We start from the raw sequence: 23,448 nt of genomic DNA, 5'->3' as shown, positions 1-23,448 counted from the left end.
CACGGCCGCATGACGCCATATCGAGAACGCCATGTCCCACGCTTCTTCCCCGTCTGAATCCCACGCTCACACGGGCGGCCACGGCGCCGCCGGTGGCCTGGCACTGGTCATCGGTGCCATCGGCGTGGTGTTCGGCGACATCGGCACCAGCCCGCTGTACACCCTGAAGGAGGCGTTCTCGCCGCACTACGGGCTCAACAGTGACCACGACACCGTGCTGGGCGTGCTGTCGCTGGCGTTCTGGGCGCTGAACATGGTGGTCACGCTCAAGTACGTGACCATCATCATGCGCGCCGACAACGACGGCGAGGGCGGCATCATGGCGCTGATGGCGCTGGCCCAGCGCACCCTGCGCAATGGCTCGCGCACGGCCTACGTGGTCGGCATCCTCGGCATCTTCGGCGCCTCGCTGTTCTTCGGCGACGGCGTGATCACCCCGGCCATCTCGGTGCTGGGCGCGGTGGAGGGCCTGAAGGTGGCCGCGCCGGGGCTGGGCCACTTCGTGGTGCCGATCACCCTGGTGGTGCTGGCGGCGGTGTTCGCCGCGCAGCGTTTCGGCACGGAGAAGGTCGGCAAGGTGTTCGGACCGGTGATGATCATCTGGTTCCTGGCGCTGGCGGCCATCGGCATCTACAACGTGATCGGCACGCCGGAGGTGCTCAAGGCGTTCAATCCGATGTGGGCCGCGCGCTTCTTCATGGAGCACGGCTGGCACGGCATCTTCATCTTCGGCGCGGTGGTGCTGGCGGTCACCGGCGGCGAGGCGCTGTATGCGGACATGGGCCATTTCGGCGTGCCGCCGATCCGCCATGCCTGGTATTTCTTCGTGCTGCCGTGCCTGGTGCTGAACTACCTGGGGCAGGGCGCGCTGGTGCTGGAGCGCCCGGACGCGGTGGCCAACCCGTTCTTCGAGGCGGTGCCGCAGTGGGCGCTGTACCCGATGATCATCCTGGCCACGATGGCGGCGGTGATCGCCAGCCAGTCGGTGATCACCGGTGCGTTCTCGGTGTCGCGCCAGGCCATGCAGCTGGGCTACATCCCGCGCATGCGCATCCTGCATACCTCGCACGACACCATCGGCCAGATCTACATCCCGGGCATCAACTGGGGCCTGGCGGCGCTGGTGTTCGGGCTGGTGCTGGCCTTCCAGAGTTCCAGCAACCTGGCCGTTGCCTACGGCATCTCGGTGTCGGCCACCATGCTGATCGATACCCTGCTGCTGGCGCTGGTCGCGCGCGCGCTGTGGCCGCGCGCGCACCATGGCATCCTCGCCCTGTGCGTGGTGTTCTTCATCATCGACCTGTGCTTCGTGGTCGCCAACGGCGCCAAGCTGCTGCAGGGCGCATGGTTCCCGGTGGTGCTGGGCCTGGTGCTGTTCACCATGATGCGCACCTGGCGCCGTGGCCGTGAACTGCTGCGCGACGAGATCCGCAAGGACGGCATCCGCCTGGACAGCTTCCTGCCGGGCCTGATGTTGGCCCCGCCGGTGCGTGTGCCGGGCACGGCGATCTTCCTCACCGCCGACCCGGCCGTGGTGCCGCATGCGCTGATGCACAACCTCAAGCACAACAAGGTGCTGCACGAGCGCAACGTGTTCCTGCACGTGGAAACCCTGCCGGTGCCGTACGCACAGGAAGGCCAGCGCCTGAAGATCGAATCGGTCGGCGATGACTTCCACCGCATCTACATCCGCTTCGGCTTCATGGAGACCCCGGACGTGCCACTGGCGCTGATGCGCTCGTGTGACCACGGCGGCATCTACTTCGACCCGATGGACACCACCTTCTTCGCCAGCCGCGAGACCATCGTGGCCAGCGCCAACCGCGGCATGCCGATCTGGCGCGACAAGCTGTTCGCCTTCATGCACCGCAACGCCGCCCCGGCCACCGGCTTCTTCCGGATCCCGGGCAACCGGTTGGTGGAGCTGGGGGCGCAGGTTGAGATCTGACCGCCGGGGCAGTGCCGCCCGGCCGGCGGGCGGCCGGCGCCGGGCGGCGGTTTTGCCAGCTTTTCGTTCCTATTCAGGCGTTTCAGGACGTACCATAGTCCGATGACTGACGACCGCATCATCGGCGCCGGCGCCACCCGTGAGGACGAGGCGGCCGACGCCAGCATCCGTCCCCGCAGCCTGGCCGACTATCTCGGCCAGGCACCGGTGCGCGAGCAGCTGGACATCTACATCCAGGCCGCCAAGTCACGCCGCGAGGCACTGGACCACGTACTGATCTTCGGGCCGCCCGGCCTGGGCAAGACCACGCTCAGCCATGTCATCGCCAACGAACTGGGGGTCAGCCTGCGGGTGACTTCCGGCCCGGTGATCGAGAAGGCCGGTGACCTGGCCGCGCTGCTGACCAACCTGCAGCCGCACGACGTGTTGTTCATCGACGAGATCCACCGCCTCTCGCCCGTGGTCGAGGAAGTGCTGTACCCGGCGATGGAGGATTTCCAGATCGACATCATGATCGGCGAAGGCCCCGCGGCCCGCTCGATCAAGCTCGACCTGCCGCCGTTCACCCTGATCGGTGCCACCACCCGCGCCGGCCTGCTGACCGCGCCGCTGCGCGACCGCTTCGGCATCGTGCAACGGCTGGAGTTCTACTCGGCCGAGGAGCTGACCCGCATCGTGCGGCGTTCGGCCGGCATCCTGGGCATCGACTGCGACGCCGAAGGCGCCGGTGAGATCGCCCGCCGCTCGCGCGGCACCCCGCGCATCGCCAACCGCCTGCTGCGACGCGTGCGCGACTATGCCCAGGTCAAGGCCAACGGCCACATCGACCATGCCGTGGCACAGGCCGCGATGCAGATGCTCAAGGTCGACCCGGAAGGCTTCGACGAGCTCGACCGGCGCCTGCTGCGCACCATGGTGGAGTACTTCGACGGTGGCCCGGTCGGCATCGAGTCGTTGGCCGCGGCGTTGTCCGAGGAGCGGGGCACGCTGGAGGACGTGGTCGAGCCCTACCTGATCCAGCAGGGCTTCCTGGTGCGCACCGCGCGCGGCCGCATGGCCACGCACAAGGCGTACCGGCACATGGGGCTCAAGCCGAAGGCCGCGCCGGCCGACCTGTTCGCGGAGCAATCCGATGAGTGAGGCCCGGTTCAGTTGGCCGACACGCATTTACTGGGAAGATACCGACGCCGGTGGCGTGGTGTACCACGCCCGCTACGTGGCCTTCATGGAACGGGCACGCACCGAATGGATGCGCGCCCTGGGCTACGGCCAGGAAGCCATGCGCAGCGGTGACGGCCAGGTGTTCGTGGTCCGCGCCATGACGCTGGATTTCCTCAAGCCGGCCAAGCTCGACGATGCCTTGTCCGTCACGGTGGAACTGGTGCAATGCCGTCGGGCCAGCCTGCTGATGGAACAGTCGGTGAAGCGGGGCGAGGAGGTGCTGGTCACCTCGCAGGTCCGCCTGGCAGCGGTTGGCGCCCGCGATTTCAAGCCACAAGCCATTGATGACACGCTGTACGCAACGCTCCACCCCCTACAAACCAAACACGCGTAAGTAAGACTGAGGAAGATCGGATGATCGCTTTGCTTCTGGCCCTGCAGGCCACCGTGACCGAGGCGTTGCCGGCCGATGTAAGTGCCGCTGCCGCGCAGACCGTGGCACAGGCCAGCCATGGCGGTGGCATCAATTACCTGGACCTGATGATCAAGGCCAGCATCCCGGTCAAGCTGATCGTGTTGCTGCTGCTGGCCGGCTCGTTCATCAGCTGGGTGATCATTTTCCGCAAGGCGCGCGTGTTCAAGGCCGCCGACCGCTCGGCCGATGATTTCGAGAACCGTTTCTGGTCCGGCGCCGACCTGGGCAAGCTGTATGCCTCGGCCACCGACCGCAACCGCCAGGTGGACGGCCTGGAATCGATCTTCGAATCTGGCTTCCGCGAGTACACCCGCCTGCACGGCCGCCGTGGCCTGGACGGCCGCACCCAGCTGGAAGGCGCCCAGCGCGCCATGCGCACCACCTTCGCCCGCGAAGTGGACGGCCTGGAACGCAACCTGGAACTGCTTGCCAACATCGGCTCGACCGCCCCGTACGTGGGCCTGGTCGGCACGGTGTTCGGCATCATGGTGACCATGCACGACATGATCAGCAGCGGTGAGCAGGCCGGCATCGCCTCGGTCGCCCCGGGCATCTCCGAAGCGCTGTTCGCCACCGCCATCGGCCTGTTCGTGGCGATCCCGGCGGTGTGGGCCTACAACCGCTTCACCACCCGCGTCGAGCGGCTGTCGGTGCGTTATGAAACCTTCGCCGAAGAGTTCAGCTCGATCCTGCAGCGCCAGGCCGGCGGTGACGAGTAAGTGCGCCCGCACTTCACTCTGACCCGCAGGAGCACCCATACATGACTGCCGCCATTCCCCGCCGCAAGCGCCGCAAGCTCAAGTCCGAGATCAACGTCGTGCCGTACATCGACGTGATGCTCGTGCTGCTGATCATCTTCATGGTGACCGCGCCGCTGCTGACGCTCAGTTTCGAAGTCGACCTGCCCAGTTCCACCGCCAAGGCCCTGGAAAGCAAGCAGGACCCGGTGATCGTCTCGGTCCGTGCCGACGGCCAGCTCAGCCTCAAGCTGCCCGAGGCCAAGGAACCGCAGGCGATGGACAGCGGCGCGCTGCAGGCACAGCTCGGCGCGCTGGCCTCGCAGGACAAGAACCTGCGCGTGATCGTGGCCGCCGACAAGACCGTGGCCTATGAAAAGGTCGTGGCCGCGATGGACGTGATCAAGGCCGCGAAGATCGAGAAGGTGGGTCTGGCGACCGATGCACGCTGACGCACTGCCACCGCCGCACGATCACCGCGACGACTGGGGCCGGCCGGTCGCGTTGGCGCTGCTGGTCCACCTGCTGGTGGCGGCAGTGTTCATCGTCGCCTGGCTGTGGTCGCCCTCGCGCGACACCGAGGCTGCCGCCGGGGATCCGGCGGTGGAAGCCAGCCTGGAACTGTCCGCCGCCGAGGCCACCGCCGCCCGGCAGGCGCTGCGCGCCTCGGAAAAGCTGCCCGACCTGCCCGAGCCGGTCGAGGAAGTACCCCCGGAGCCGGTGCCGGAAGACACCGTGACCCCGCCGCAGCCGCTTCCCGAGCCCCGACCGCAGGATGCGCTCAGCCCGCAGCAGCACAATGCGCAGGAGCGCGTGGCCCAGCCTGACAAGGTGGACCAGGAGCGGGTCAGCGCGCTGGCCATCTCCGAGGAAAAGGCCCGCCAGGAGCAGGAAGCCAAGCGTCGCCAGGAACAGATCGACCTGACCGAGCGCAAGCGCGTGGAAGAGGCCGAGCAGAAGGCGCGCCTGGCCCGCCAGCAGGAAGAGGCCGACCGCCAGAAGAAGCTGGCCGACGAGCAGCGCCGCGCCAACGAGACCCAGGCCGAGCAGGAGCGCCAGCAGAAGATCGCCGAGTTGCGGCGCCGGCGCGAGCAGGCCGAGCGCGAGGCCCGGCAGGCCGAACAGCGCCTGCGCCAGGTGGCCGATGCCCGTGCACGCGCCGCTACCAGCGCGCCGGCGGCCTCCAGAAACACCGGCGGCCAGACGCCGGCGACGCCGGGGCAGGGCGGCACCAGCGATGACCTGACCGCCAAGTACGCCGCCGCCATCCAGCAGGCCGTCGTCACCCAATGGAACAAGCCGGACAACGTGCCCAACGGTACCCGCTGTCGCATCCTGATCCGGCAGCTGCCGGGCGGGGAGGTGGTCAGTGCCCAGGTACAGTCGGGCTGCTCGATGGATGCGGCCGCGCGCGACTCGATCGAGCGTGCCGTGCTGCGCGCCCAGCCGCTCCCGTTCCGTGGTTTCGAGTCGGTGTTCCGGCGTGAGCTGATGTTCACCTTCACCGCACAGGACTGAGCGCGACGAACGTGCGCGCCCGTTGTTTCCGGGCATGATTTCGGATGAAACCGTCATGCCATTCAGATTCAAGGGCGCTTCACACTATCTTCGTTAATGATTGCGAAACTGTTCATCCGCTTGCTGCTATCCCTCCTGCCTTTCCGTACTGCTGAGCGCCTCATGAAGAAACCCTCACGCTGGCTGGTCGCCCTTACTGTCCTGTTGTTGCCGTTCGTGGCAATGGCCCAGCAGGGGGCACTGGAAATCAACATCGTCGGCGGCAATCCGTCGGCCACGCCGATCACCGTGGTGCCGATGCCGTACCAGGGCACGGCCGGCGCGCCGTCGACCGACGTCGCGGCCGTGGTGCGCGCCGACCTGGACCGCTCCGGCCAGTTCCGCAGCCTGCCGGAGGCGCAGATCGTGGAGCGCCCGACCCGCGGCAGCGAAGTCCAGTACCCGACCTGGCGCGCGCTCAAGCAGGACTACCTGGTGGTCGGTCGCGTGCTGGACGCCGGCGCCGGTGCCTACCGCGTGGAGTACGAGCTGTTCGACGTGGCCAAGGGCGAGCGCACGCTCGGCCTGGCGATGACCGCCCGCTCCAATGCCATGCGCGACGTCGCCCACCAGATGGCCGACGCCATCTACGAGAAGATCACCGGCGTGCGCGGCGCGTTCTGGACCCGCATCGCCTACATCACCGCCAGCGGCAGCGGCGCGAACATGCGCTACGCGCTGATGGTGGCCGACTCGGACGGCTTCAACCCGCAGACCATCGTGCGTTCGGCCGAGCCGCTGCTGTCGCCGAGCTGGAGCCCTGACGGCCGCAAGCTGGCCTACGTGAGCTTCGAGCGCGGCAACTCCTCGATCTACGTGCAGGACATCGCCACCGGTGCGCGTGAGCTGCTGACCAGCTTCCGCGGCATCAACAGCGCCCCGTCGTTCTCCCCCGATGGCCGCCGCCTGGCGCTGTCGCTGTCGCGCAGCGGCAACCCGGAGATCTACGTGATGGACCTGGGCAGCAAGCAGCTGACCCAGCTCACCAACCATTTCGGCATCGACACCGAGCCGACCTGGGCCGCCGATGGCAGCTCGGTCTACTTCACTTCCGACCGTGGTGGCCGCCCGCAGATCTACCAGGTCTCGGCCAGTGGCGGCAGCGCCAGCCGCGTGACCTTCCAGGGCAACTACAACGCCAAGGCCAGCGTGTCCTACGATGGCAAGAAGATCGTCACCGCCCAGGGCAGTGGCAGCAGCTACAAGATCGCCCTGATGGACAGCAGCCTGGGCGCTGCGCGCTGGAGCACGCTGTCGGTGGGCTCGCTGGATGAATCTCCCAGCTTCGCGCCCAACGCGAGCATGGTGCTGTACGCCGCCCGTGAGGGTGGCCGAGGTGTTCTGTACGAAGTGTCCGCTGACGGCCGCGTCCGCCAGCGGCTGGTCCTGGCCGACGGTGATGTTCGTGAGCCGGCTTGGGGGCCATACCGCACCGCCCGTTGATAAAATGTTAATATCCCACTCGCATTAAACCCAACATTGGCCCAGGAGCCTCTAGGTATCGCCATGAACAAGTCCACTCGCGTTTTGCTCGTTTCGCTGCTGTCCGTAGCCGCGCTTGCCGGCTGCTCGAAGAAGGTCAAGGAACAGCCGGCTCCGCCGGTCGACAACGGCGCGGGTGTGACCCAGCCGACCGCTCCGTCCACCTCCGGCCTGTACGGCCCGGGCGATCTGGACACCGATGCCTGCCTGCGTCAGCGCGTTGTCTACTTCGACCTGGACAAGGAAGAAGTGAAGTCGGAGTTCCAGCAGATCATGGCTTGCCACGCCAAGTACCTGCGTGACCGTCCGTCCTCGCGCATCACCCTGCAGGGCAACACCGACGAACGCGGCAGCCGCGCCTACAACCAGGCCCTGGGTGAGCGTCGTGGCAACGCCGTCAACTCGGCGCTGCAGGCCAACGGTGGCTCGGCTTCGCAGCTGACCGTCGTGTCCTACGGTGAAGAGCGTCCGGTCTGCACCGAGTCGAACGAGTCCTGCTGGTCGCAGAACCGTCGCGTCGAAATCGTCTACACCGCGCAGTAATCGATGCGTATCGGCATCAATCGACTGATGCTCGCGGTTGCGGCAGCCCTCGTGGCTGCCGCGCCCGCGTACGCGCAGCGTGCAAGTCTGGCTGACCGCGTGGGCGTGCTCGAGCAGCAGGTCAACAACAGCCAGGCCAACACCGACATGCTCAACCAGCTGCAGCAGCTCCGCACGGAGATGCAGGCACTGCAGGGCACGATCGAGCAGCTCCAGCACGAGAACGAACAGCTGAAGCAGCGCAACCGCGACCAGTACCTCGACCTCGATGGTCGGTTGAACCGCCTTGAGGGCGGTGCACCGGCGGCCACGGGTGCGGAGCCGGTCTCGGCAGTCCCGGCCGCTCCGGCCACCAAACCGGCAGCGGCAACCGGCAGCGAACGTGCACCGACCGTGCGCGGTGATGCCAGCAGCCTGGCGGCTGCAGGCGATGAGCGTGCCGCTTACAACGTGGCATTCGATGCCCTGAAGGCCGGCAACTACGACGATTCGGCGCAGCTGTTCCAGAGCTTCCTGGAGCTGTACCCGAATGCGGCCTACACGCCCAACGCGCTGTACTGGCTGGGCGAGAGCTATTACGCCACCCGCAATTTCAAGATGGCCGAGTCCGAGTTCAATGATCTCGTGGCCCGCTATCCGACCCACGACAAGGCCGCCGGTGGCCTGCTGAAGCTGGGTCTTTCGCAATACGGTCAGGGAAATGCCGCCCAGGCGCAGCAGACGCTGGAGCAGGTGATTTCCCGTTTTCCCGGCAGTGATGCGGCCCGCACCGCCCAGGATCGTCTGCAGTCGATCCGGCTCGGCCAGCAACTGCGTTGATTGGAGCCGCCACCGCGTCGTCGCGGGGCGGTTGAGCAGCCATGAATTCTCCCGCCGCCGCTGTCCCCAGCGAGATCGTGCAGTCGCCGTTGCCGCGATTGAAGATCACTGAAATCTTCCTGTCCCTCCAGGGCGAAGCCGATACCGCCGGCTGGCCGACGGTGTTCGTGCGCCTGACCGGCTGCCCGCTGCGCTGCCTGTACTGCGACACCGAATACGCCTTCCATGGCGGCGAGTGGTGGGACATCGACGCCATCGTCGCCGAGGTGCTCCAGCAGGGCGTGCGCCACGTCTGCGTGACCGGCGGCGAGCCGCTGGCGCAGAAGCGCTGCCTGATCCTGCTGCAGAAGCTGTGCGACGCCGGGCTGGATGTCTCGCTGGAAACCTCCGGCGCGCTGGACATCGCCGCGGTGGATGCGCGGGTGTCGCGCGTGGTCGACCTGAAGACCCCGGATTCGGGCGAGGTGGCGCGCAACCGGCTGGAGAACCTGCCGCTGCTGACCGCGCGCGACCAGCTCAAGTTCGTGATCTGCAGCCGCGGCGACTACGAATGGGCGCGTGCGATGGTGGCCGAGCATGGCCTGCCGGCGCGCTGCACGGTGTTCTTCTCGCCCAGCAAGTCGCAGGTAAGCGCCCGCGAGCTGGCCGACTGGATCGTCGCCGACCGCCTGCCGGTGCGTTTCCAGATGCAGTTGCACAAGATCCTCTGGAACGACGAGCCCGGGCGCTGAGGCCCGCACGTCGTTCATGGCTTCAACCCCGGCGCGGGACAGCGTGCTGGCATTCCTCCCCCAACCGGATCAACACATGAAGAAGAAAGCAGTCGTGCTTCTTTCCGGCGGCATGGACTCGGCCGCCGTCGTCGCCATCGCCCAGGAACAGGGCTTCCAGGTGTACGCGCTGAGCGTGCGCTACGGCCAGCGGCATACCTCGGAACTGGAAGCGGCCAAGCGGGTCTCGGCCGCGCTGGGCGTGGCCGGGCACAAGGTGGTCGACGTCGACCTGCGCAGCATCGGCGGTTCGGCGCTGACCGACGACATCGACGTCCCCGAGGCCGGCGGTGCCGGCATCCCGGTGACCTACGTGCCGGCGCGCAACACCATCATGCTGTCGCTGGCGCTTGGCTGGGCCGAGGTGCTGGGCGCCAACGACATCTTCTGCGGCGTGAACGCCGTGGATTACTCCGGCTACCCGGACTGCCGGCCCGAGTTCGTGGCCGCCTTCCAGGCGCTGGCCAACCTGGCCACCAAGGCCGGCGTGGAAGGGGCGGGCATCGTCGTGCACGCGCCGCTGCAGTACCTGAGCAAGGCGCAGATCGCCGCCGAAGGACAGCGCCTGGGCGTGGACTTCGGGCTGACCGTGTCCTGCTACCAGGCCGACATGAACGGCCGAGCCTGCGGCCATTGCGACGCCTGCCGCCTGCGTGCGGACGGCTTCGCCGCCGCCGGCCTGGCTGACCCCACGCACTACGCCTGATTTCCGGTTTGCTGCTTCTTGCGCTAGAATGCGCACCCCGGCTACGGCCGGGTCTTTGTTTGGGCCGTTAGCTCAGTCGGTAGAGCAGAAGACTTTTAATCTTTTGGTCGAAGGTTCGAATCCTTCACGGCCCACCATAAAAACAGGCACTTAGCTCACGCTAAGTGCCTTTTTTTTGCCCATTTGGGAAAACGCTTGGGAAAAAACTAGCTGCGTTGGGCCGGTTTTACCCGCTCCAGCTTGTGCCTGTAGCGCTGCCGCATGGCCAGCGTCCGGTGGCCACCATCGGCCTCGTTGTCCGAGTCGGTAATGCCGCGATGCTTCAGCCCGTGGAGCGAGAAGCGGTCGGCCTCGGCGATAACCTTCGCGCTGATGGCGGCGTGGATCAGCCGCTGCCAGGCGCTGTCCAGCGCCGATTTCGTCAGGGGTGTGCCGGACTCGCTTACTAGGAGCTGGCGGGCTTCCGGCCGGATCGGGACCGGCCGGCTGTGCGCCGCCATCCTCTGCGTGCGGTATTCCTGCAGCCAGGAAACAGCAGCCTTCAGGTCATCGTTCCATTCCGTCAGATTGTCGATCGAGCCTTTCGTGCGGTTGCTGACGATGCCTTCGTCGGTCAGGTGGGCGTCGGTGAGCGTGGTCACCTCGATGCCGCGCAGGCGCACGGCATATGCCAGCACCATGACTGCCGGCATGTAGGGTGAAACGCTGCCGGCGGTGTGGGCCTTGCGGGCGGCGCGTTCGCGTGCGAACGCCAGCACAGCTTCTTGCGCCTCGGGCGTTGGCATCTTGAACTGACCAACTTCGGTGGCCTCCCGAACACCCTTGCACGGGTTGTGCTTGCAGTGCCCGTGACGGATGCCCCACGCGAACAAGCGGCGCAGGTAGCGCAGAACGTGGTTGGCCTTGGTAGGCGTCGCAGGCACCGCAGGCTGATGCCCTTGTGCGGGCCTGCCGGCCGCGATGGTTTCCACAAGGCGCTGAATGGTGGGCACGTCGAAATCGCGCAGCTGCATCTCGCCCAGGGTGGCCCCGCTTTTGAGCCGCCAAGCGCACGCATCTGCGGCTTGCCGGTCGTAGCCCTTGCGCGTGCCCTTCGTGAGGCCGCGGTACTCGGTGGACCCGGTGAACGCCTCTACCAGGTGCTGCAGGGTGCCGCGCTGGACGCCCGTGAGGGCGTCCTCTACAAGGGCGTGTAGCTCCGATAGCCTGGCGTTGGGGCCGGCGATGGTCTTCTTGCGTGGCCGGCCCTCCGGGCGGTCGACCAGGATGTACCACCTGGCCTGATCCCAGTAGACGCCAGCGGGCAATGCCCGCTGGTCGATGTGGCCCGGAATGTCCGGGTTGAAGGTGCGTTTTCTTCCCATCAGATCTGATCCTTCAGGTTCTTGTCCGCCAGCTCCTGCATGCCCGGCCCGATTCCCAAGGCCGCATTGATCGCGTCAACCGTCGTGAACACGCCACCGGCACCGTCCTGCAGCACACGGACGTGATTCCGCTTTGCCCACCGGATGACGGTGGCCACCCTGGGCAGGCTTCCCACTGGTCGCACGATCCGCTGCAGCGCTTGGAATGTCAGGACGCCGCCGGCGGATCCGCCAGCCAGTCCTGCCTGCAGAGCCATTGGCGGCGCATATCCTGCCGCAGTTGATCGGCTGCGTCCTGGCCACGAACCGCGCTGATCCTGGCCACCAGTGCGTCCACCGACCGCTTGTCCGTGTATCCCTGGCGCAACCACGACCGGGCTTCGCAGATCCGCCGGTATTCCTCGCTGTGCGTTTCCATCAGCCACGATGCCCCCCAGTGAGCCGCAGGCCGAGCTGCAGCACGTTCGACGGGGTAGGGGCAGGGCGACGGGTGCGAATGCCCTGCATGCGCCGCCAATCACGCTCAGCGGCTGTGCGGTCGTCATAGCGGGCGGTCTGGCTGCAGGTGCATTCGACAAAGATGCCGCCGCTGGAGGACCGGCAGCGCCGGTCCTCCATCAGCCTGGCCACATGACCGTTCTTGCACCTCATCACCTCGGGCAGGCGTTCGAGCTGGCGCTGGGTCATTGGCACACCTCCGCCGGCATGGTCAACGCTACCGCGACATCGCGCACCCATATCGGTGTGCTCGACAGGGCGAAGGTCTGCCCGGTCCATGCGAGCAGGAGGGTTCGGCCGATTTCCTCGGCGATGGCGCGGGCAGCTGCCGGCGGCACCGCGTTGCCGATACGCTCGCGCCAGGCCTGGTCGCTCAGTCCGTCCAGCTCGAGCTTTTCCTCGGGGTCAACCAGCGACTGCAGCGCCGCAAGCTCCAGCGTGGTGAACGGCCGATGCCATGTGCCGTCCAGGCTACGGATAACGCAGACCAGGTTGTCCCGCTCGCCGGGAAGGCGCGGATCCGCCACCGACCAGCGGCCGTTGTCGTGCCCGGCAGCCGCACTGACCGCGCCGCTATTGCTGTCCCACCCGACGACGCCGTAGTGGCCATTGGTCAGGTAAGCGTCGCCCTGCACGCGCTGGTTTGCCGGGCGTGGATCCGCCACCGCAAACGCGCCCTGGCCAGTGTCGCTGCGTGCGATCACCGTGCCGGCCGTCTCGCCGTAGCCGGTCACTCGGTACTTGCCTGCGCCCTCAAAGCGGCCGGTGGCACGGATGTCCTGCACGCACTGGCCGGTGCCGTGCGCGCCGGTGACAGCGCCGGCGGCACGGGCCCATGGCACGATGCGGAATTCGTTGTTGTGCTTGGCCGGGCCACCGTGGCGCGGATCAGCGACCGAGAACGTGCCCTGGCCGGGTGACTTCACCCCGATGACCGCGCCGGCCGTGTCTCCCATGCCGAGCACGCCGTACTGCTGGTACTGGGCTGCGCCGGCGACGGCGCGCGGGTCAGCCACGCTGAAAGCGCCGTTGCTCGGCAGGCTCTCCCCAGCAACGGTGCCGGTTGTGTCGTCCCAGCCGTGCACGCCCAGATAACCGCGGCGGTACTCGGGCACGACCAGGTAGTCGCGCAGCACGCCGTCCTCGACGGCCAGCCGGTTGAGGCTGCGCCAGTCGCTCCCGGCCTCCACGAACGCCAGCCGCACCCACGTCTTCCACTGCAGCGACGGCATGCGGTGCATCGGTCCTGCGCGCTCCACGTCGCCCGCAAGCGGCATGCGGCCCAGCACCGAGCCCACGGCTTGCAGCGGGCGCTTCACGGGCTCGTACAGGAACGGCGGAACCTTCTCGGCATGCCGTGCCACCAGCAGGAACCGCTTTCGGCTCTGCGCCAGGCCACCGAGTTCACCGCAGTCGTGTGTGGTTTCGGAGACGACATAGCCATAAGCCCGCAGCAGCGCGCCGATCTGATCGAGCAGGTGACGGCCACGCGAGGCAATGCGCGGCACGTTCTCGAACAGCACCATTTCCACCGGGTCGTCCTTGTACGCCTCCAGCATCAGCCAGATCCCGCGCAGCGTGAGGCGGTTGAGCGCCTGGTACTTCTCGGTCCGGCTCTTGCTTTCCGCCATCAGCCCCGAGAAACCCTTGCAGGGTGCGGACAGGAACATGACGTGGGGGCGCTCGCCACCGTAGGCGCGGTGAATGTCGCTGGTCGTGGCCTCGCGCCACCAGGAGGGCGGCTCGCAGCCCCAGAATGCCCGGTACTGGTCACGGTCGAACAGGTCCATCACCGTGCCAGGCACGCCCGCAATACGGTTGAAGTCGGCGATTGCGGCGCGGTCCACGTCGATGCCACCGATGCAGCGATAGGCAGCGCGGGCGGTGCCGATGTCGGGGCGGGCCTGGTTGAAGCCCTTAGCACCCGCACCCAGGCCTGAGAACATGCCGGCGTGGAGGATTTCGAAGTTATGCATGGAACGCCCCCCGCTCGATGTCGAAGCCGAAGCGCAGCTGGGAGACGCTGCAGGCGAACTGCAGCAGCTCGGCGGCGATCTTGACCTGCAGGTCATTCAGCGGGCTGCGGCCGGCGGCGGCATTCGCACTGGCCTTTTTCATCATGGCCACGCCATGCTTGAGCCCGTCCAGGGTTTCGGATCCACACTCACGGATCCAGCGATCGCGCACCGCCCGGGCTTCACTGGCCTTGATGCCGACGCACCCAGCCCGTTCCAGGATCTGGTCGTGCCGGCGGATGCAGTCCTGGCTCAGCTTTGCCAGCTGGTCGTCCATCGAGACAGACAGGGGGCCGGGGCCGAACTCCGCCTGCAGGGCGCGCTCGGCGGCGCGCAGATGCTGCACGGTGTCGGCATCGATCCGGTCCAATGCCTGGGCGACGGTATAGCCCTCATCCTTCAGCCAGTCGTGGCGGTTCAGGACAAGGGCCACGGTCAGGGCTTCGCCCGTGGACATTGGGCCGGGCGTGCCAGTAGCGCGGGCAACCTTGCTCAGTTCGATGATGCGAGAGAGATTCATGCTCGGCCCTCCACATCGTTCGCGCGGGCGTTCCAGCGTTCAAGGCGTTGCCCGTCCGCGCGGCGGATGGCCTCGCAGATGGCCTCATCAATGGTCGCGGCGAGGATCCACTCGCTGCCGTAGTAGCCCCAGCCCATTCGCCAGGTGCCCAAGGGGAAGCGCTCGCCCGTGCTGATGCAGTCAGCTATCTGCCACTCGATCTTCACGATGAAAGGAGTGGGACAGTACCGGAGCAGATGAGCAGCCACCTCTTCCCTGAACATGGTCTCGGCGTGGCGCCGGCCCAGCTCGTTCTTGGTGTCGAGGAACGCACGCTCGAAGGACTGCAATGCCGCCTTGAACTCGGGCCACTGACGGAAGATCGGTTGACACGCCCCATCGGTGCTTGCCAGTTCGGTTTCGATGAACTCCGCGAAGGGGCCTGCCGGCGACTCGGGGTCAGCCGCCATCCCCACCAGGTGGAGGATTTCGCCGATCCTTACGCCGGCTTCATACATGCGATCCAGCAGTTCCGCGCGGTTCTGAATGGTTGCAGTGGTCATGCGCAACCTCCTACGCGAACCGCCATCGGCCGCCTGCGACGGGTGATCGTGGCCTGCCCGACAGCCAGACCCGTGTGCTTGATCGCCGGGGTGCGGGTCATCCACAGGTACAGCCCGATGGCACCGCCGGCGGCGGGTGCCAGGGAGATAAGCAGCAGGTTAACCATGGGCCACCTCCTGGGCTGCAGCGGCGATGGCTTCCAGCGCGGCCGGCGTGGCTGCCCTGGGCAGCATGTTGGCCAGGTGGTAGGGGAACGGCATGCCGAACACCAGGCCGGCCAGTTCGTGCCCGAGAGCCCGCGCGCAGGCCTCTACGTCCCGTGGCCCCTCTACCTGCACCCAACCCACACGCACGCGGCTGCGGCGCTCCCAGCGGCGCACCACGGCCCAGCCACGGCCCATGGCCAGCTCGGCGACGATCACCACCTGGTCGTGGGTCACGATCATGCTGACCGACGCCTGCGGTGGGGTTTCGCGTGTTTTCATGGGGGCCGTGGTAGCCTCCCTGCCGGGTCCGGTGGCCGGTACCGGCGAAGGTGTAACGGTGTGGGGAACATTCCCGCTCATCTGTTGCATGGCTCTCTTCTCCTGAGCTTCGTTGGAAGGCCCTCGGGGTGGTGTTGGCGCACCGCCCGCCGGACCCGCTTTCTTTGGCGCTTGCGCGCCGGTTGGGTCAGGTGTTCAGGCTTCGAACACCCAACATTTCACGGTTGCCGACTTGCCGATTTCACCGTCGCGCAACTTGCTGTTCACCGAGATGCTTGCGTCGATGAACTTGTGGCGGCGCGAGTTGCGCAGCAGGTGGCGCATTTCGTTGACATCGGCCAGCCGCTGCGAGAACTGCGCGGCTTTTGCGTAGAACTCGTTGAGGTTGATCGCGATACGGGCGGGGTCGCGCGAGTGGTTGACCCTGCGCTCCGTGCCCAACCCTTCCAGGTACTCGAACACTTCCCAGAACTGGGTCACGTCGGGGTGGTCTGCACTGATCGCCTGCTGGCGTTCCTGGGCCATGTCTGCCAGCGCAGCTTGTGTCTTGTCCCGCAGCTCCTTCGGTAGATCGATCACGACGGCCAGGCAATCCACCAATGCCATCATCTGCGCGTGGTTCTTGATCACGCGCTCGATGCGGATTTCCTTTCGCTCGCGCAGCGCCGCTTCCCAGAACCTGACGCGCTTGGCGAACGTCTTCAATACTTCGCTTTCGGCCCTGATGGCTTTGACCAGGAAATAGCTCAACTGCTCGACTTGCAGCTGGTTGAGGTTGTCGGCCGCGATGCGGCTCTCGGTCGAGACATTCGGCCGCTTGAAATGCAGCTTGACGATACGGGTCAGGATGGCTTCGCTGGCGTCAACCGCGGCGTTCTGGGAAATAACGATGGTGCCCCGGAACGGCGGCTCGTAGGTATCGTTACCGCCGTTGCGCACGCCGCGCGTGGCAAGCGTGCCACCGCCGAAGAAGTCTTTCAGTTCGTCCCACTCGAAGGTCTTTGCATGGGCCTTGTCGGGGCCACTGCGGTCGGCTTCCAGCAAAACGACCGGCATGCCGCTGGTCTGTCCCATTGCGCGGGCGCGGCCGGCCTTGGACGATTTCGCGGGGTCGAAGCCCTCGTAGTCGCTGCGGCCTAAGAGCTTCCACAGGAAGGTCAGCAAGGTGGTTTTACCGGCACCGGCTTCGCCCGTAGCTTCAAGAAAGGGGAAGCTCTTGTGCTCGGCGCGGATTTGCTCAGCGAACAGCGAGCCAAACCAGAACGTCAGCGCGACCACGCCATGCGTGCCGAAGCACAGCCACAGCCAGGGCAGCCAGTCCGTGCGGTAGCTTTCGTCATCGCGTTGGATGTCCATGCGTATCGACCTTTGCGTGGTCTTCAAGCGCAGCTTGTCGAACTCGAAATAGTCCTCGGCGTTGGCCTGGACCAGCTCGCCGTCGCGCACAGCGATGTCGCCCAGGACGTAGGCGCGGTGTTCTTTGCTGTAGCCAACGTAGTCGATCGTTTCCACTTTCTTGATGTTGAACAGCTGGTCTTTCATTACGTGGGTAAGCTCGCTCGCGGTTCCGTCAAACACGGCGCCGGGTGCGAAGCTCGCCAGGCGGTCGCGAAAGGCGGGCGCGTTGAGCGTCTGAGATGAGGTGAAGGTGCCCTTGACGCTCGGCCCGTCGTGCGGGAAATCGACACGGAAGAAGTACCAGCTCTCATCCGTCACATCGTTGCGCTGAAAGTACAGTGCTTCCGGATAGCAATTGGCGATCTCGTGGACCTGCGCCGCCGCCCGCTCCAGCTCGGGCAGCTTTTCGTCGATGTCGTCGGCACCATTCGTCTTGATGTGATCCGCCTTGAACTTCTCAAAGCGGCTGACGTCGAAGGCGAACCAGTACAGGCGGGAGCGGAACTCAAGGTGGAATTCCCGCCGGCCGCTGTGCCTATAGATGAGCAGGCCCTTCTCAATGGCGCTTTTGGCGAGCAGCAAGTCGCCTTGGTGGCGTGCTTCCTTGATGTCGTCCTGCCACTGCTGCATACGGTCCGCCTTGTCGGCGTTCGCAATTGCGCGCAGATGCAGGTCGTTCCAGTCCACCTTGCGGTGGTCAGGCTGGGGGATCAGTGCCGCCCTGCAGGTGAATCCCATGGCCTTAGCGCGTGCGGCATGCTTGCGCAGGTAGTCATGGGTGCCAGGGCCATTGCCTTTGGCGGGCTCGTTGTCCGGTGCCCAGATCAGCGTTGGCAGGTTCCCCTCGCGCAGCTTCGCCAGCTCCTGCAGGTCATCCACGGGGAACTGGTTTGATGACATCGCCGAAACGGCGACGTTTCCGTGGTGCATGTGTGCGATGGCGTCGAAGATGCCCTCAACGATCCACAGCTCGTTGCAGCTCGCCAGTTGCTCGGTCACGGACGGTGCCGCCCACCAGCGGCCGGCGAAGCTCTGGCCCGGCGCGAAGCGCGCCTTCATCTTCCCGAAGCGGTGCGGGCGGTCGATCAGGCGCTCCCACCATTCCCCCTTCCGCAACGGGAAGCGCACGGTGGCGCTGCCCTGCCTGATCTGGGGGCTGTAGTAGTCGGCCTGCTTGAACAGCCCGCGCACCTTGGCGAGGTCGAACCCGCGCGCGTGCTGCAGGTATGCCTCGGCCGCTGCGTGTGGGTTGTCGTCGGAGGTCGGGTAGCGTTTGCCCCAGTCATCGAACAGGTCCGCGTACACGTCCTTCACGTGCACCTCGCGCCCGCACTTCGCTTGCCGGCCGCAGCGCAGAACCCACGGTTTGAGGTAGTTGGTGTAAAGCTCTTTTTTACTGCACGACGGGCACTTGCCGCCGCGCATGTACTCAGTGCCGGGGCGCAGCTTGAGCCCGTAGTCGCGCTCAAGCCGCTGTAGCACCTGTTGGCGCAAATCTTCCTGCATTTCAGGCCGCCGTGATGCTGTTGATGGGGTGTTGCATGGCTCTCTCTCCTGGTGGTGCTGCAGCCCGGCCGGTGTTGGCGCACCGGCACGGACCGTTGGGGCTAGATCTGATCTTCGAGCGGCGTGGAGCGGTTCAGCACCTCGCGCATTCCCTCGCTGATGTACTCAGCGACGGCGGCGGTGTTGTCGGGGGTGATGCCGGTGGCCTCGGCGATGGGGCCGGTGATGCAGGCCAGCAGCTCGGCTGCCTGCTGCGCCCGCCAGAGGCGGTCGTAGTCCTGGGCGGGCATCGCCTGGTCGGTTACCAGCGCCGGCTTGTCAGGCGTCATGGCGCACCTCGCTACGGGCATCGCGCGTCGCATTGACCGCGTTTTCAACGTCGGCAAGGGTCAGCGCATGGATGGGCTTGCCGCACGACTCCAGCCGCGCCCCAAGGGCGAGCCAGTCGGTGTGATTCCAGTCGAGGGTGTCGGCGATGAGGCCGAAGTAGTGAGCTACCTGGCGCGCGGCTGATGCGGGCGCAACTTGGGTGTCATTCGACATTGAGACGTCTCCTGTTTCCGAGAATGAACCTCGGCGAGACGTTTCTAGGCGTCGCACCGGGGGTGTCGGGAGGCTAGAAACCGGGAAACAGACCGGCGGGCAGTTTTCCCCTTGCGGGTGTTGTATGGCTGCCGCCCTCCCGACGCAAAAGGCGTCGGTGCGCTCGAATTGCAGGCGCAAAAAAACCGCGATGCTTACGGGCGCGGATACCGCTGTTTCCTCGGAGTTTCTAGGCTCCTTGGCGGGCATCCTGCCGTCGTGCATTCCTACTGTCAAGCCCAGCGTCACTGGCGTTGCGACGCGCACGGGGTGCCAAGCACCCATGCGAAAATTCGCCGGTTCGCAGTTCCGCGAACATGCCAAAGACAGGGACGAATGAAGATTACAAAGCACGTGTGCGCCTTGACGCTGCTGGCCGCGCTCTCGGCCTGCAATATGCCGCCCGCCGAGCATAGCGGCCAGCAGGCCAGGACGACGACCGGCAAGGGTGGCGCGGCGAAGGGAGGCACGACGGAGGAAACCCCGGTCGCCGAAGGCGGCGACGGTGCAATCCGAGCCCTTCACCCCAGCGTGGCTGCGGTCGATCACATGGCCTTCGCAACACCGCCGAAACTGGTGCTCACGCTCGCCGCAAGCGGCTGGAACGAGGCTGGGGTGTTTCACGGCTTTGCGAGCGATGCCAGCGTGGTGTTGAAGAAGATGGCGGCAGCCGGCCTCATCCCGAATGGAGAGGACGCGGTGTTTATCCTTCGTGCCGAAACTACCGATGGCAATGCGGTGAACGTCCTGCATCTGCAGATCGCGGCTGATGCGATCGAGCGCGTAACCACGGCACCCGGCGTTGGTGCCGAAGCGCTGCTGCGTGAGGCGACCGTTGAGTTCAACGGCGGTAAAGGCCGGACTGTCGTGACCGCCTTCTGCGGTGACGAAACGTACAACGGCCCGGCAGGGATCCTTCCGGCCGCTGAGTTCTGCCAACGGGCTCTGGCGGGTTGAGGCGACGGACTGCACTGGGGTGTCGGTCACGACTGAGCCCCAGTGCGGCCAACCTGTGCCGGACCGATGCATTCGTAGCGACCGCCGGCAGCCAGGTGAGCTTCGACAGCAGCGCGCAGCTGTTCAGCCTCGCGTTGCTTCTGTGCAGGCGGGACAGGGGAATCGCCCAGGATCTGGCCTTGAACCAGTCGCGGCATCTGCGCAGTAGCCCAATTGCCGCCGGTTTTGTCATTGTCCCGCGTCATTCGTCGTCCTCGGTGTTATCGGCGTCTTCCAGCAGGTCTAGCTGGCGGCTTTCCATTTCGGCGCGGTAAGCGCGCTCCATTGAGCGACGCATCAGGTACGGCGTGTCAGGCAGCTCGCACGGCAGCGCGTGCGGAATGCCCGTTGGGCTGGCCACATGCGTCAGCTCGGTGTGTGCGTTGAAAGCGGCAGAGCAGAGGGGGTTGTCGCAGACGAACACATCGTTTCGCAGGAACTGATGCGCGAGATGGCTGGTCCGCTTGTAGAGCGCCGACCTACAGAACGGGCACAGGAACGTGGCCTTGCGGCGAGCAACCAGGGCGACCATCAGATCACCGCCCGCGTGTGTTTTCGCGTGACTTCGCGGGTAAACGCGGGTTAGGCTTCATGCCGAGTGCGACGGCTGCGGCGTGTGCCATTCCAGTCCTAGCTTTGCTGCGACCCAGCAGTACGTCTTTCACGGTGTAAACCGGCAGGGCGTGGGTTTTTGCAAACTGCACGACGGTGATGCCGTTCGCCACTAGCCATTCGCGTGCCTCCTGGGCAGTGCGAAGGCCGGAGGTGGCAGGGCGGCTTTTCGAGTGGTTGGGCATGCGTGGGCCTTCGCGTGAATTCGCGTGGAATCATGGTGAACAATCATGCACCTGTCAAGCGAACTTTCTTTCAAAAAATGGAGTTGTCTATGTCAATCGGGATCCGACTGAAAGAAGAACGTCAGCGCCTGGCGCTGACGCAGCAGGCATTGGCCGAAGCCGGTGGCGTGTCAAAGCGCGCCCAACTGAACTACGAGCAGGGCGAACAATTGCCAGGTGCTGGCTATCTCGCCGGTGTCACCGCTGCAGGCGTTGATGTCGTGTACGTGTTGAGCGGCAAGCACGGAAGCGATGGCACGGGCGTCAGTGCGGAAGAGATGCTTCTGCTTGCGGCCTATCGCAACGCCGCGCCCGCTACGCGCTCACTGGTTCTGGCTGCCCTGGGTGCGAATGCGCCCGCGCCGAAGGCGCCCGCAGGGATCAAGATCAGCGGCGGCAAGCAGCATCAGGTAATTCAGGGCGACGTAACGCAAGGCGACGCAGTGTTTAACGTCGGCGGAAAAAAGAAAAAGTAGCGACACCCTGTAGATATTCAATATTCCCATGCAGCGGCCGATAATTTCGGCCGTTGTAGTCATGGAATTTTGAAGTGAAGGAAACGGAGTATCAGGCCGAAAACAACGTCGGCCAAATTGTTTACGGGGATGTTCACGCCAACAAGCTGGTGCTGAATATCGGTGGTCAGCCACTCGCGCTCTACGAAATCGACACCCGCATTCTCGAAGGAAAGCGCAGCAGCATTGAGGCAGCGATCCTGCATCGCAAGCGCCTGATACTGGTGCCGCGAACAATCACCATGATTCTGATCTTGGGGTTGTGGTGGATCGTTCCACGGATGGTCGAACAGATGAAAGGCGAGCCCGAAGTAATTGCCACGGTTGCACTGGCGATGTACATCGCCAGTGCGGTGGCAAGCTGGCAGGTTGTGCAGTGGCAGCTTGGCAAACAGCAGCGGCGCAACCAGCTGACGGTGAAGCATTTGGAGCGCGTGCAGGCGCAGTTGGATGCCGAGCTGGATATGCGACAGCCGGCCAGCGCGTTCACGGTGTGGGCCATGGTCCGCAAATTCTTCAGCGCCCAGCAGCACTGAAATACTGGTCACTCCGTTGGGGTCGTGTCGTCTTCCGAATCGGAGTCGCCGGCCTCATCGGCCTTTGCCTTTTCCAGCTCCAGCGATGTCGTGAAGCCGCTACCAGGGTCGATGCGATGCGTGGCCTTCGAAACAAGCCACTCGGTTCCGTCGATCTCTGCTTTGAAGCCCTGAACCGTGACGGTCTGCTCCGGTGAAATCTCGGCACGCCCGAGCGCAAGCTCGTAGGTCAGCGTGGCCGTTCCGCGCTGCAGGCGCTTGAACTCCGCATCCGCATGCTGCAACGCCTCGGCCTCGCTGGCAAAGGTGGCCTGCAGCTTCTTCTCGTTCTGCGCCGTGCCCACCAGGACTGCTTTGCGACGGGCCGCGTTGCGGTCGCCCCAGTACGCACGCACGCCGCTGTAGCTGTCGCGGTCGGCGATGGTGAAGCGGTGTTGGTCACCGGATGCCCGGGTGATTGTCACGCGCGGCAGCGGCGCACCGCTGGCCGTCGTGCCGGCGGCAATGGGGGAAAAGATCAACGCGCCCCCCTTGATCGTGGCCACCGCGTCGAAGCGTTTGCCCAGCCGGGTTAGCAGGTTCACATCGCTTTCGTTGGCCTGGTCGAGGTGTGGAATGGCCACGCTCGCAAGCGTGGGAGCCACGGCAGCTTTGAGCGAGTGCTCGGCGGCGATAGCGCCGACGATCTCGCCCAGGCTGGTGTCATGCCAGCTGCGTTCCTTCCGGCTGCGAATCGAGCCGGTCAGGTCCGCGCTGCGGGCGCGGATTGTGATCACGTCCGGTGGGCCGCTGTGCTCAACGGCATCCACGGTGAACGTGCCCTTGTCGATCATGCCCCCGTCCTGCCAGCCCAGCGCCACCTGCAACGCGACGCCGCGCCGTGGGAGCGCGGTGCGGCCGTCGTTGTCGCGGATCTCCAGGTCGAGCTGGTCGGCTTCGTCCCCACGCGCCTCGGACAGCGAGAGCGAGATCAGCCGGGGCGCAATGCGCTCGGTCAGATCCTGGCCATCCAGCGTCACGCGCCAGGCGGGGATGGGATACGGCGACGACCTCACGCGGATGCCTCCGCATTGTTGTCCTCGTCACGCTCCAGCTGCATCTGGAAGTCGATCAGGCGCGGCGTGCCGTCGCTGTGCAGCTCCCGGCGCGTCTCGCTAAGGCTTACCAGTACATAGCCGCCGTACACGCGCCCGGTGCCCTCCACCAGCGCCTGCGGCTTCCCTTCGTCAGCCAGGGCGCGCAGGTCGTCCAGCGTGTCGGGGTTGTCGGTCAGCTCGGCGCTGATCGTTCCCTGCAGGGTGATCGTGTCATCACCCTGGCCGACATACTGCCGAGCGGGCCGAGCGCCCACCCGGGCGCTCGATGCGTGCCGCCAGTCCATCTGCCGCTGCATCTGCTGATAGGCGGCGGTGGGCAGGGAGAAAACGAAAGTACCGAAGATCATCATCATGGTGGC

At 65.8% G+C, this 23,448-nt stretch carries 29 protein-coding genes, 1 tRNA gene and 1 pseudogene; 15 read left to right on the top strand and 16 right to left on the bottom strand.

Translation table 11 applies throughout. The features are described from left to right. Positions 1-31: 31 nt before the first annotated feature. From AC06FE_RS04315 to AC06FE_RS04260, 12 genes are all read left to right on the top strand, one after another. Positions 32-1,948, top strand: a complete 1,917-nt coding sequence (locus AC06FE_RS04315; RefSeq protein WP_132865335.1) for a potassium transporter Kup — start codon at positions 32-34, stop codon at positions 1,946-1,948. 102 nt (positions 1,949-2,050) lie between these two features. After that, positions 2,051-3,088, top strand: a complete 1,038-nt coding sequence (gene ruvB / locus AC06FE_RS04310) for a Holliday junction branch migration DNA helicase RuvB (protein WP_132865334.1) — start codon at positions 2,051-2,053, stop codon at positions 3,086-3,088. Further along, entirely contained in the window at positions 3,081-3,503 is a 423-nt protein-coding gene (gene ybgC, locus AC06FE_RS04305) for a tol-pal system-associated acyl-CoA thioesterase (RefSeq protein ID WP_313251788.1), read from the top strand. Before ruvB ends, ybgC begins: the two co-directional genes overlap by 8 nt. 20 nt (positions 3,504-3,523) lie before the next feature. Further along, positions 3,524-4,303: a protein TolQ gene (gene tolQ, locus AC06FE_RS04300; protein ID WP_192287424.1), complete on the top strand. Its 780-nt coding sequence runs from the start codon at positions 3,524-3,526 to the stop codon at positions 4,301-4,303. Between the two features lie 41 nt (positions 4,304-4,344). Beyond that, on the top strand, positions 4,345-4,773 hold the full coding sequence (tolR, locus tag AC06FE_RS04295; protein WP_132865331.1) for a protein TolR: 429 nt from the start codon (positions 4,345-4,347) through the stop codon (positions 4,771-4,773). Continuing rightward, positions 4,763-5,839: a cell envelope integrity protein TolA gene (tolA, locus tag AC06FE_RS04290; protein ID WP_478072321.1), complete on the top strand. Its 1,077-nt coding sequence runs from the start codon at positions 4,763-4,765 to the stop codon at positions 5,837-5,839. Before tolR ends, tolA begins: the two co-directional genes overlap by 11 nt. A 162-nt stretch (positions 5,840-6,001) precedes the next feature. After that, entirely contained in the window at positions 6,002-7,321 is a 1,320-nt protein-coding gene (tolB, locus tag AC06FE_RS04285; protein ID WP_132865329.1) for a Tol-Pal system beta propeller repeat protein TolB, read from the top strand. Positions 7,322-7,384: 63 nt separating this feature from the next. Further along, positions 7,385-7,903, top strand: a complete 519-nt coding sequence (gene pal, locus AC06FE_RS04280) for a peptidoglycan-associated lipoprotein Pal (RefSeq protein ID WP_132865328.1) — start codon at positions 7,385-7,387, stop codon at positions 7,901-7,903. A 3-nt stretch (positions 7,904-7,906) separates the two neighbouring features. Then, positions 7,907-8,722: a tol-pal system protein YbgF gene (gene ybgF / locus AC06FE_RS04275; protein WP_323439248.1), complete on the top strand. Its 816-nt coding sequence runs from the start codon at positions 7,907-7,909 to the stop codon at positions 8,720-8,722. Positions 8,723-8,763: 41 nt separating this feature from the next. Continuing rightward, complete coding sequence (queE, locus tag AC06FE_RS04270; RefSeq protein WP_132865326.1) at positions 8,764-9,453, top strand: 7-carboxy-7-deazaguanine synthase QueE; 690 nt, start codon at positions 8,764-8,766, stop codon at positions 9,451-9,453. A gap of 76 nt (positions 9,454-9,529) precedes the next feature. Further along, positions 9,530-10,198, top strand: a complete 669-nt coding sequence (gene queC, locus AC06FE_RS04265; protein ID WP_478072320.1) for a 7-cyano-7-deazaguanine synthase QueC — start codon at positions 9,530-9,532, stop codon at positions 10,196-10,198. A gap of 61 nt (positions 10,199-10,259) precedes the next feature. Continuing rightward, positions 10,260-10,335, top strand: a tRNA-Lys gene (locus tag AC06FE_RS04260). Between the two features lie 69 nt (positions 10,336-10,404). Here the strand turns inward: AC06FE_RS04260 and AC06FE_RS04255 are convergent. The 12 genes and pseudogenes from AC06FE_RS04255 to AC06FE_RS04200 all read right to left on the bottom strand — a co-directional run bounded on the left by AC06FE_RS04255 (position 10,405) and on the right by AC06FE_RS04200 (position 19,070). Beyond that, on the bottom strand, positions 10,405-11,562 hold the full coding sequence (locus tag AC06FE_RS04255; RefSeq protein WP_478072319.1) for a site-specific integrase: 1,158 nt from the start codon (positions 11,560-11,562) through the stop codon (positions 10,405-10,407). Next, positions 11,562-11,819, bottom strand: coding sequence for a hypothetical protein (locus AC06FE_RS04250; RefSeq protein WP_478072318.1), 258 nt, complete (start codon positions 11,817-11,819; stop codon positions 11,562-11,564). The genes AC06FE_RS04255 and AC06FE_RS04250 overlap by 1 nt, the downstream gene beginning before the upstream one ends. Next, entirely contained in the window at positions 11,771-11,980 is a 210-nt protein-coding gene (locus AC06FE_RS04245) for a DUF7696 family protein (protein WP_478072317.1), read from the bottom strand. The genes AC06FE_RS04250 and AC06FE_RS04245 overlap by 49 nt, the downstream gene beginning before the upstream one ends. Continuing rightward, positions 11,980-12,249, bottom strand: a complete 270-nt coding sequence (locus AC06FE_RS04240; protein WP_478072316.1) for a hypothetical protein — start codon at positions 12,247-12,249, stop codon at positions 11,980-11,982. The genes AC06FE_RS04245 and AC06FE_RS04240 overlap by 1 nt, the downstream gene beginning before the upstream one ends. Next, the gene (locus AC06FE_RS04235) at positions 12,246-14,036 is read right to left on the bottom strand and encodes a DNA cytosine methyltransferase (protein WP_478072315.1); all 1,791 of its coding nucleotides are present in this window, start codon (positions 14,034-14,036) and stop codon (positions 12,246-12,248) included. Before AC06FE_RS04235 ends, AC06FE_RS04240 begins: the two co-directional genes overlap by 4 nt. Before the next feature lie 343 nt (positions 14,037-14,379). Then, a pseudogene (locus AC06FE_RS04230) lies at positions 14,380-14,595 on the bottom strand (hypothetical protein); the annotation flags it as partial. Beyond that, positions 14,592-15,137, bottom strand: a complete 546-nt coding sequence (locus AC06FE_RS04225) for a hypothetical protein (protein WP_478072314.1) — start codon at positions 15,135-15,137, stop codon at positions 14,592-14,594. The gene AC06FE_RS04225 and the pseudogene AC06FE_RS04230, both read right to left, overlap by 4 nt. Beyond that, positions 15,134-15,304: a hypothetical protein gene (locus tag AC06FE_RS04220; protein WP_313253235.1), complete on the bottom strand. Its 171-nt coding sequence runs from the start codon at positions 15,302-15,304 to the stop codon at positions 15,134-15,136. The genes AC06FE_RS04225 and AC06FE_RS04220 overlap by 4 nt, the downstream gene beginning before the upstream one ends. Continuing rightward, positions 15,297-15,623 carry a hypothetical protein gene (locus tag AC06FE_RS04215; RefSeq protein ID WP_478072313.1) on the bottom strand — a complete coding sequence of 109 codons (327 nt, stop codon included), beginning with the start codon at positions 15,621-15,623 and terminating at the stop codon, positions 15,297-15,299. Before AC06FE_RS04215 ends, AC06FE_RS04220 begins: the two co-directional genes overlap by 8 nt. Positions 15,624-15,818: 195 nt before the next feature. Continuing rightward, positions 15,819-18,527 (bottom strand): toprim domain-containing protein, encoded by a 2,709-nt coding sequence (locus AC06FE_RS04210; protein WP_478072312.1) that lies wholly within the window; start codon positions 18,525-18,527, stop codon positions 15,819-15,821. A 101-nt stretch (positions 18,528-18,628) separates the two neighbouring features. Beyond that, complete coding sequence (locus AC06FE_RS04205) at positions 18,629-18,856, bottom strand: hypothetical protein (RefSeq protein WP_478072311.1); 228 nt, start codon at positions 18,854-18,856, stop codon at positions 18,629-18,631. Continuing rightward, entirely contained in the window at positions 18,846-19,070 is a 225-nt protein-coding gene (locus tag AC06FE_RS04200) for a hypothetical protein (protein WP_478072310.1), read from the bottom strand. The genes AC06FE_RS04205 and AC06FE_RS04200 overlap by 11 nt, the downstream gene beginning before the upstream one ends. 375 nt (positions 19,071-19,445) lie before the next feature. Between AC06FE_RS04200 and AC06FE_RS04195 the strand changes: the two genes are divergently transcribed. Continuing rightward, the gene (locus AC06FE_RS04195; protein ID WP_478072309.1) at positions 19,446-20,066 is read left to right on the top strand and encodes a hypothetical protein; all 621 of its coding nucleotides are present in this window, start codon (positions 19,446-19,448) and stop codon (positions 20,064-20,066) included. A 241-nt stretch (positions 20,067-20,307) separates the two neighbouring features. Here the strand turns inward: AC06FE_RS04195 and AC06FE_RS04190 are convergent, their stop codons facing one another. Next, on the bottom strand, positions 20,308-20,637 hold the full coding sequence (locus AC06FE_RS04190; protein WP_478072308.1) for an ogr/Delta-like zinc finger family protein: 330 nt from the start codon (positions 20,635-20,637) through the stop codon (positions 20,308-20,310). Positions 20,638-20,641: 4 nt separating this feature from the next. After that, entirely contained in the window at positions 20,642-20,902 is a 261-nt protein-coding gene (locus tag AC06FE_RS04185) for a helix-turn-helix domain-containing protein (RefSeq protein WP_478072307.1), read from the bottom strand. An 89-nt stretch (positions 20,903-20,991) separates the two neighbouring features. On the opposite strand from AC06FE_RS04185, the gene AC06FE_RS04180 reads away from it, so the two are divergent. After that, the gene (locus AC06FE_RS04180) at positions 20,992-21,417 is read left to right on the top strand and encodes a helix-turn-helix domain-containing protein (protein WP_478072306.1); all 426 of its coding nucleotides are present in this window, start codon (positions 20,992-20,994) and stop codon (positions 21,415-21,417) included. A gap of 74 nt (positions 21,418-21,491) precedes the next feature. Continuing rightward, on the top strand, positions 21,492-21,992 hold the full coding sequence (locus AC06FE_RS04175; protein ID WP_478072305.1) for a hypothetical protein: 501 nt from the start codon (positions 21,492-21,494) through the stop codon (positions 21,990-21,992). Between the two features lie 8 nt (positions 21,993-22,000). Here AC06FE_RS04175 and AC06FE_RS04170 read toward each other — a convergent pair whose 3' ends face one another. Together AC06FE_RS04170 and AC06FE_RS04165 are read right to left on the bottom strand one after the other, a co-directional pair. Next, positions 22,001-23,047: a phage late control D family protein gene (locus AC06FE_RS04170; protein ID WP_478072304.1), complete on the bottom strand. Its 1,047-nt coding sequence runs from the start codon at positions 23,045-23,047 to the stop codon at positions 22,001-22,003. After that, entirely contained in the window at positions 23,044-23,442 is a 399-nt protein-coding gene (locus AC06FE_RS04165) for a phage tail protein (RefSeq protein WP_478072303.1), read from the bottom strand. The genes AC06FE_RS04170 and AC06FE_RS04165 overlap by 4 nt, the downstream gene beginning before the upstream one ends. Between the last annotated feature and the right edge of the window lie 6 nt (positions 23,443-23,448).

It is taken from the genome of Stenotrophomonas sp. Steno-C18 (assembly GCF_056393195.1).
The sequence above is the reverse complement of the archived record's forward strand: the minus strand, read 5'-3'. Positions and strand labels throughout refer to the sequence as shown.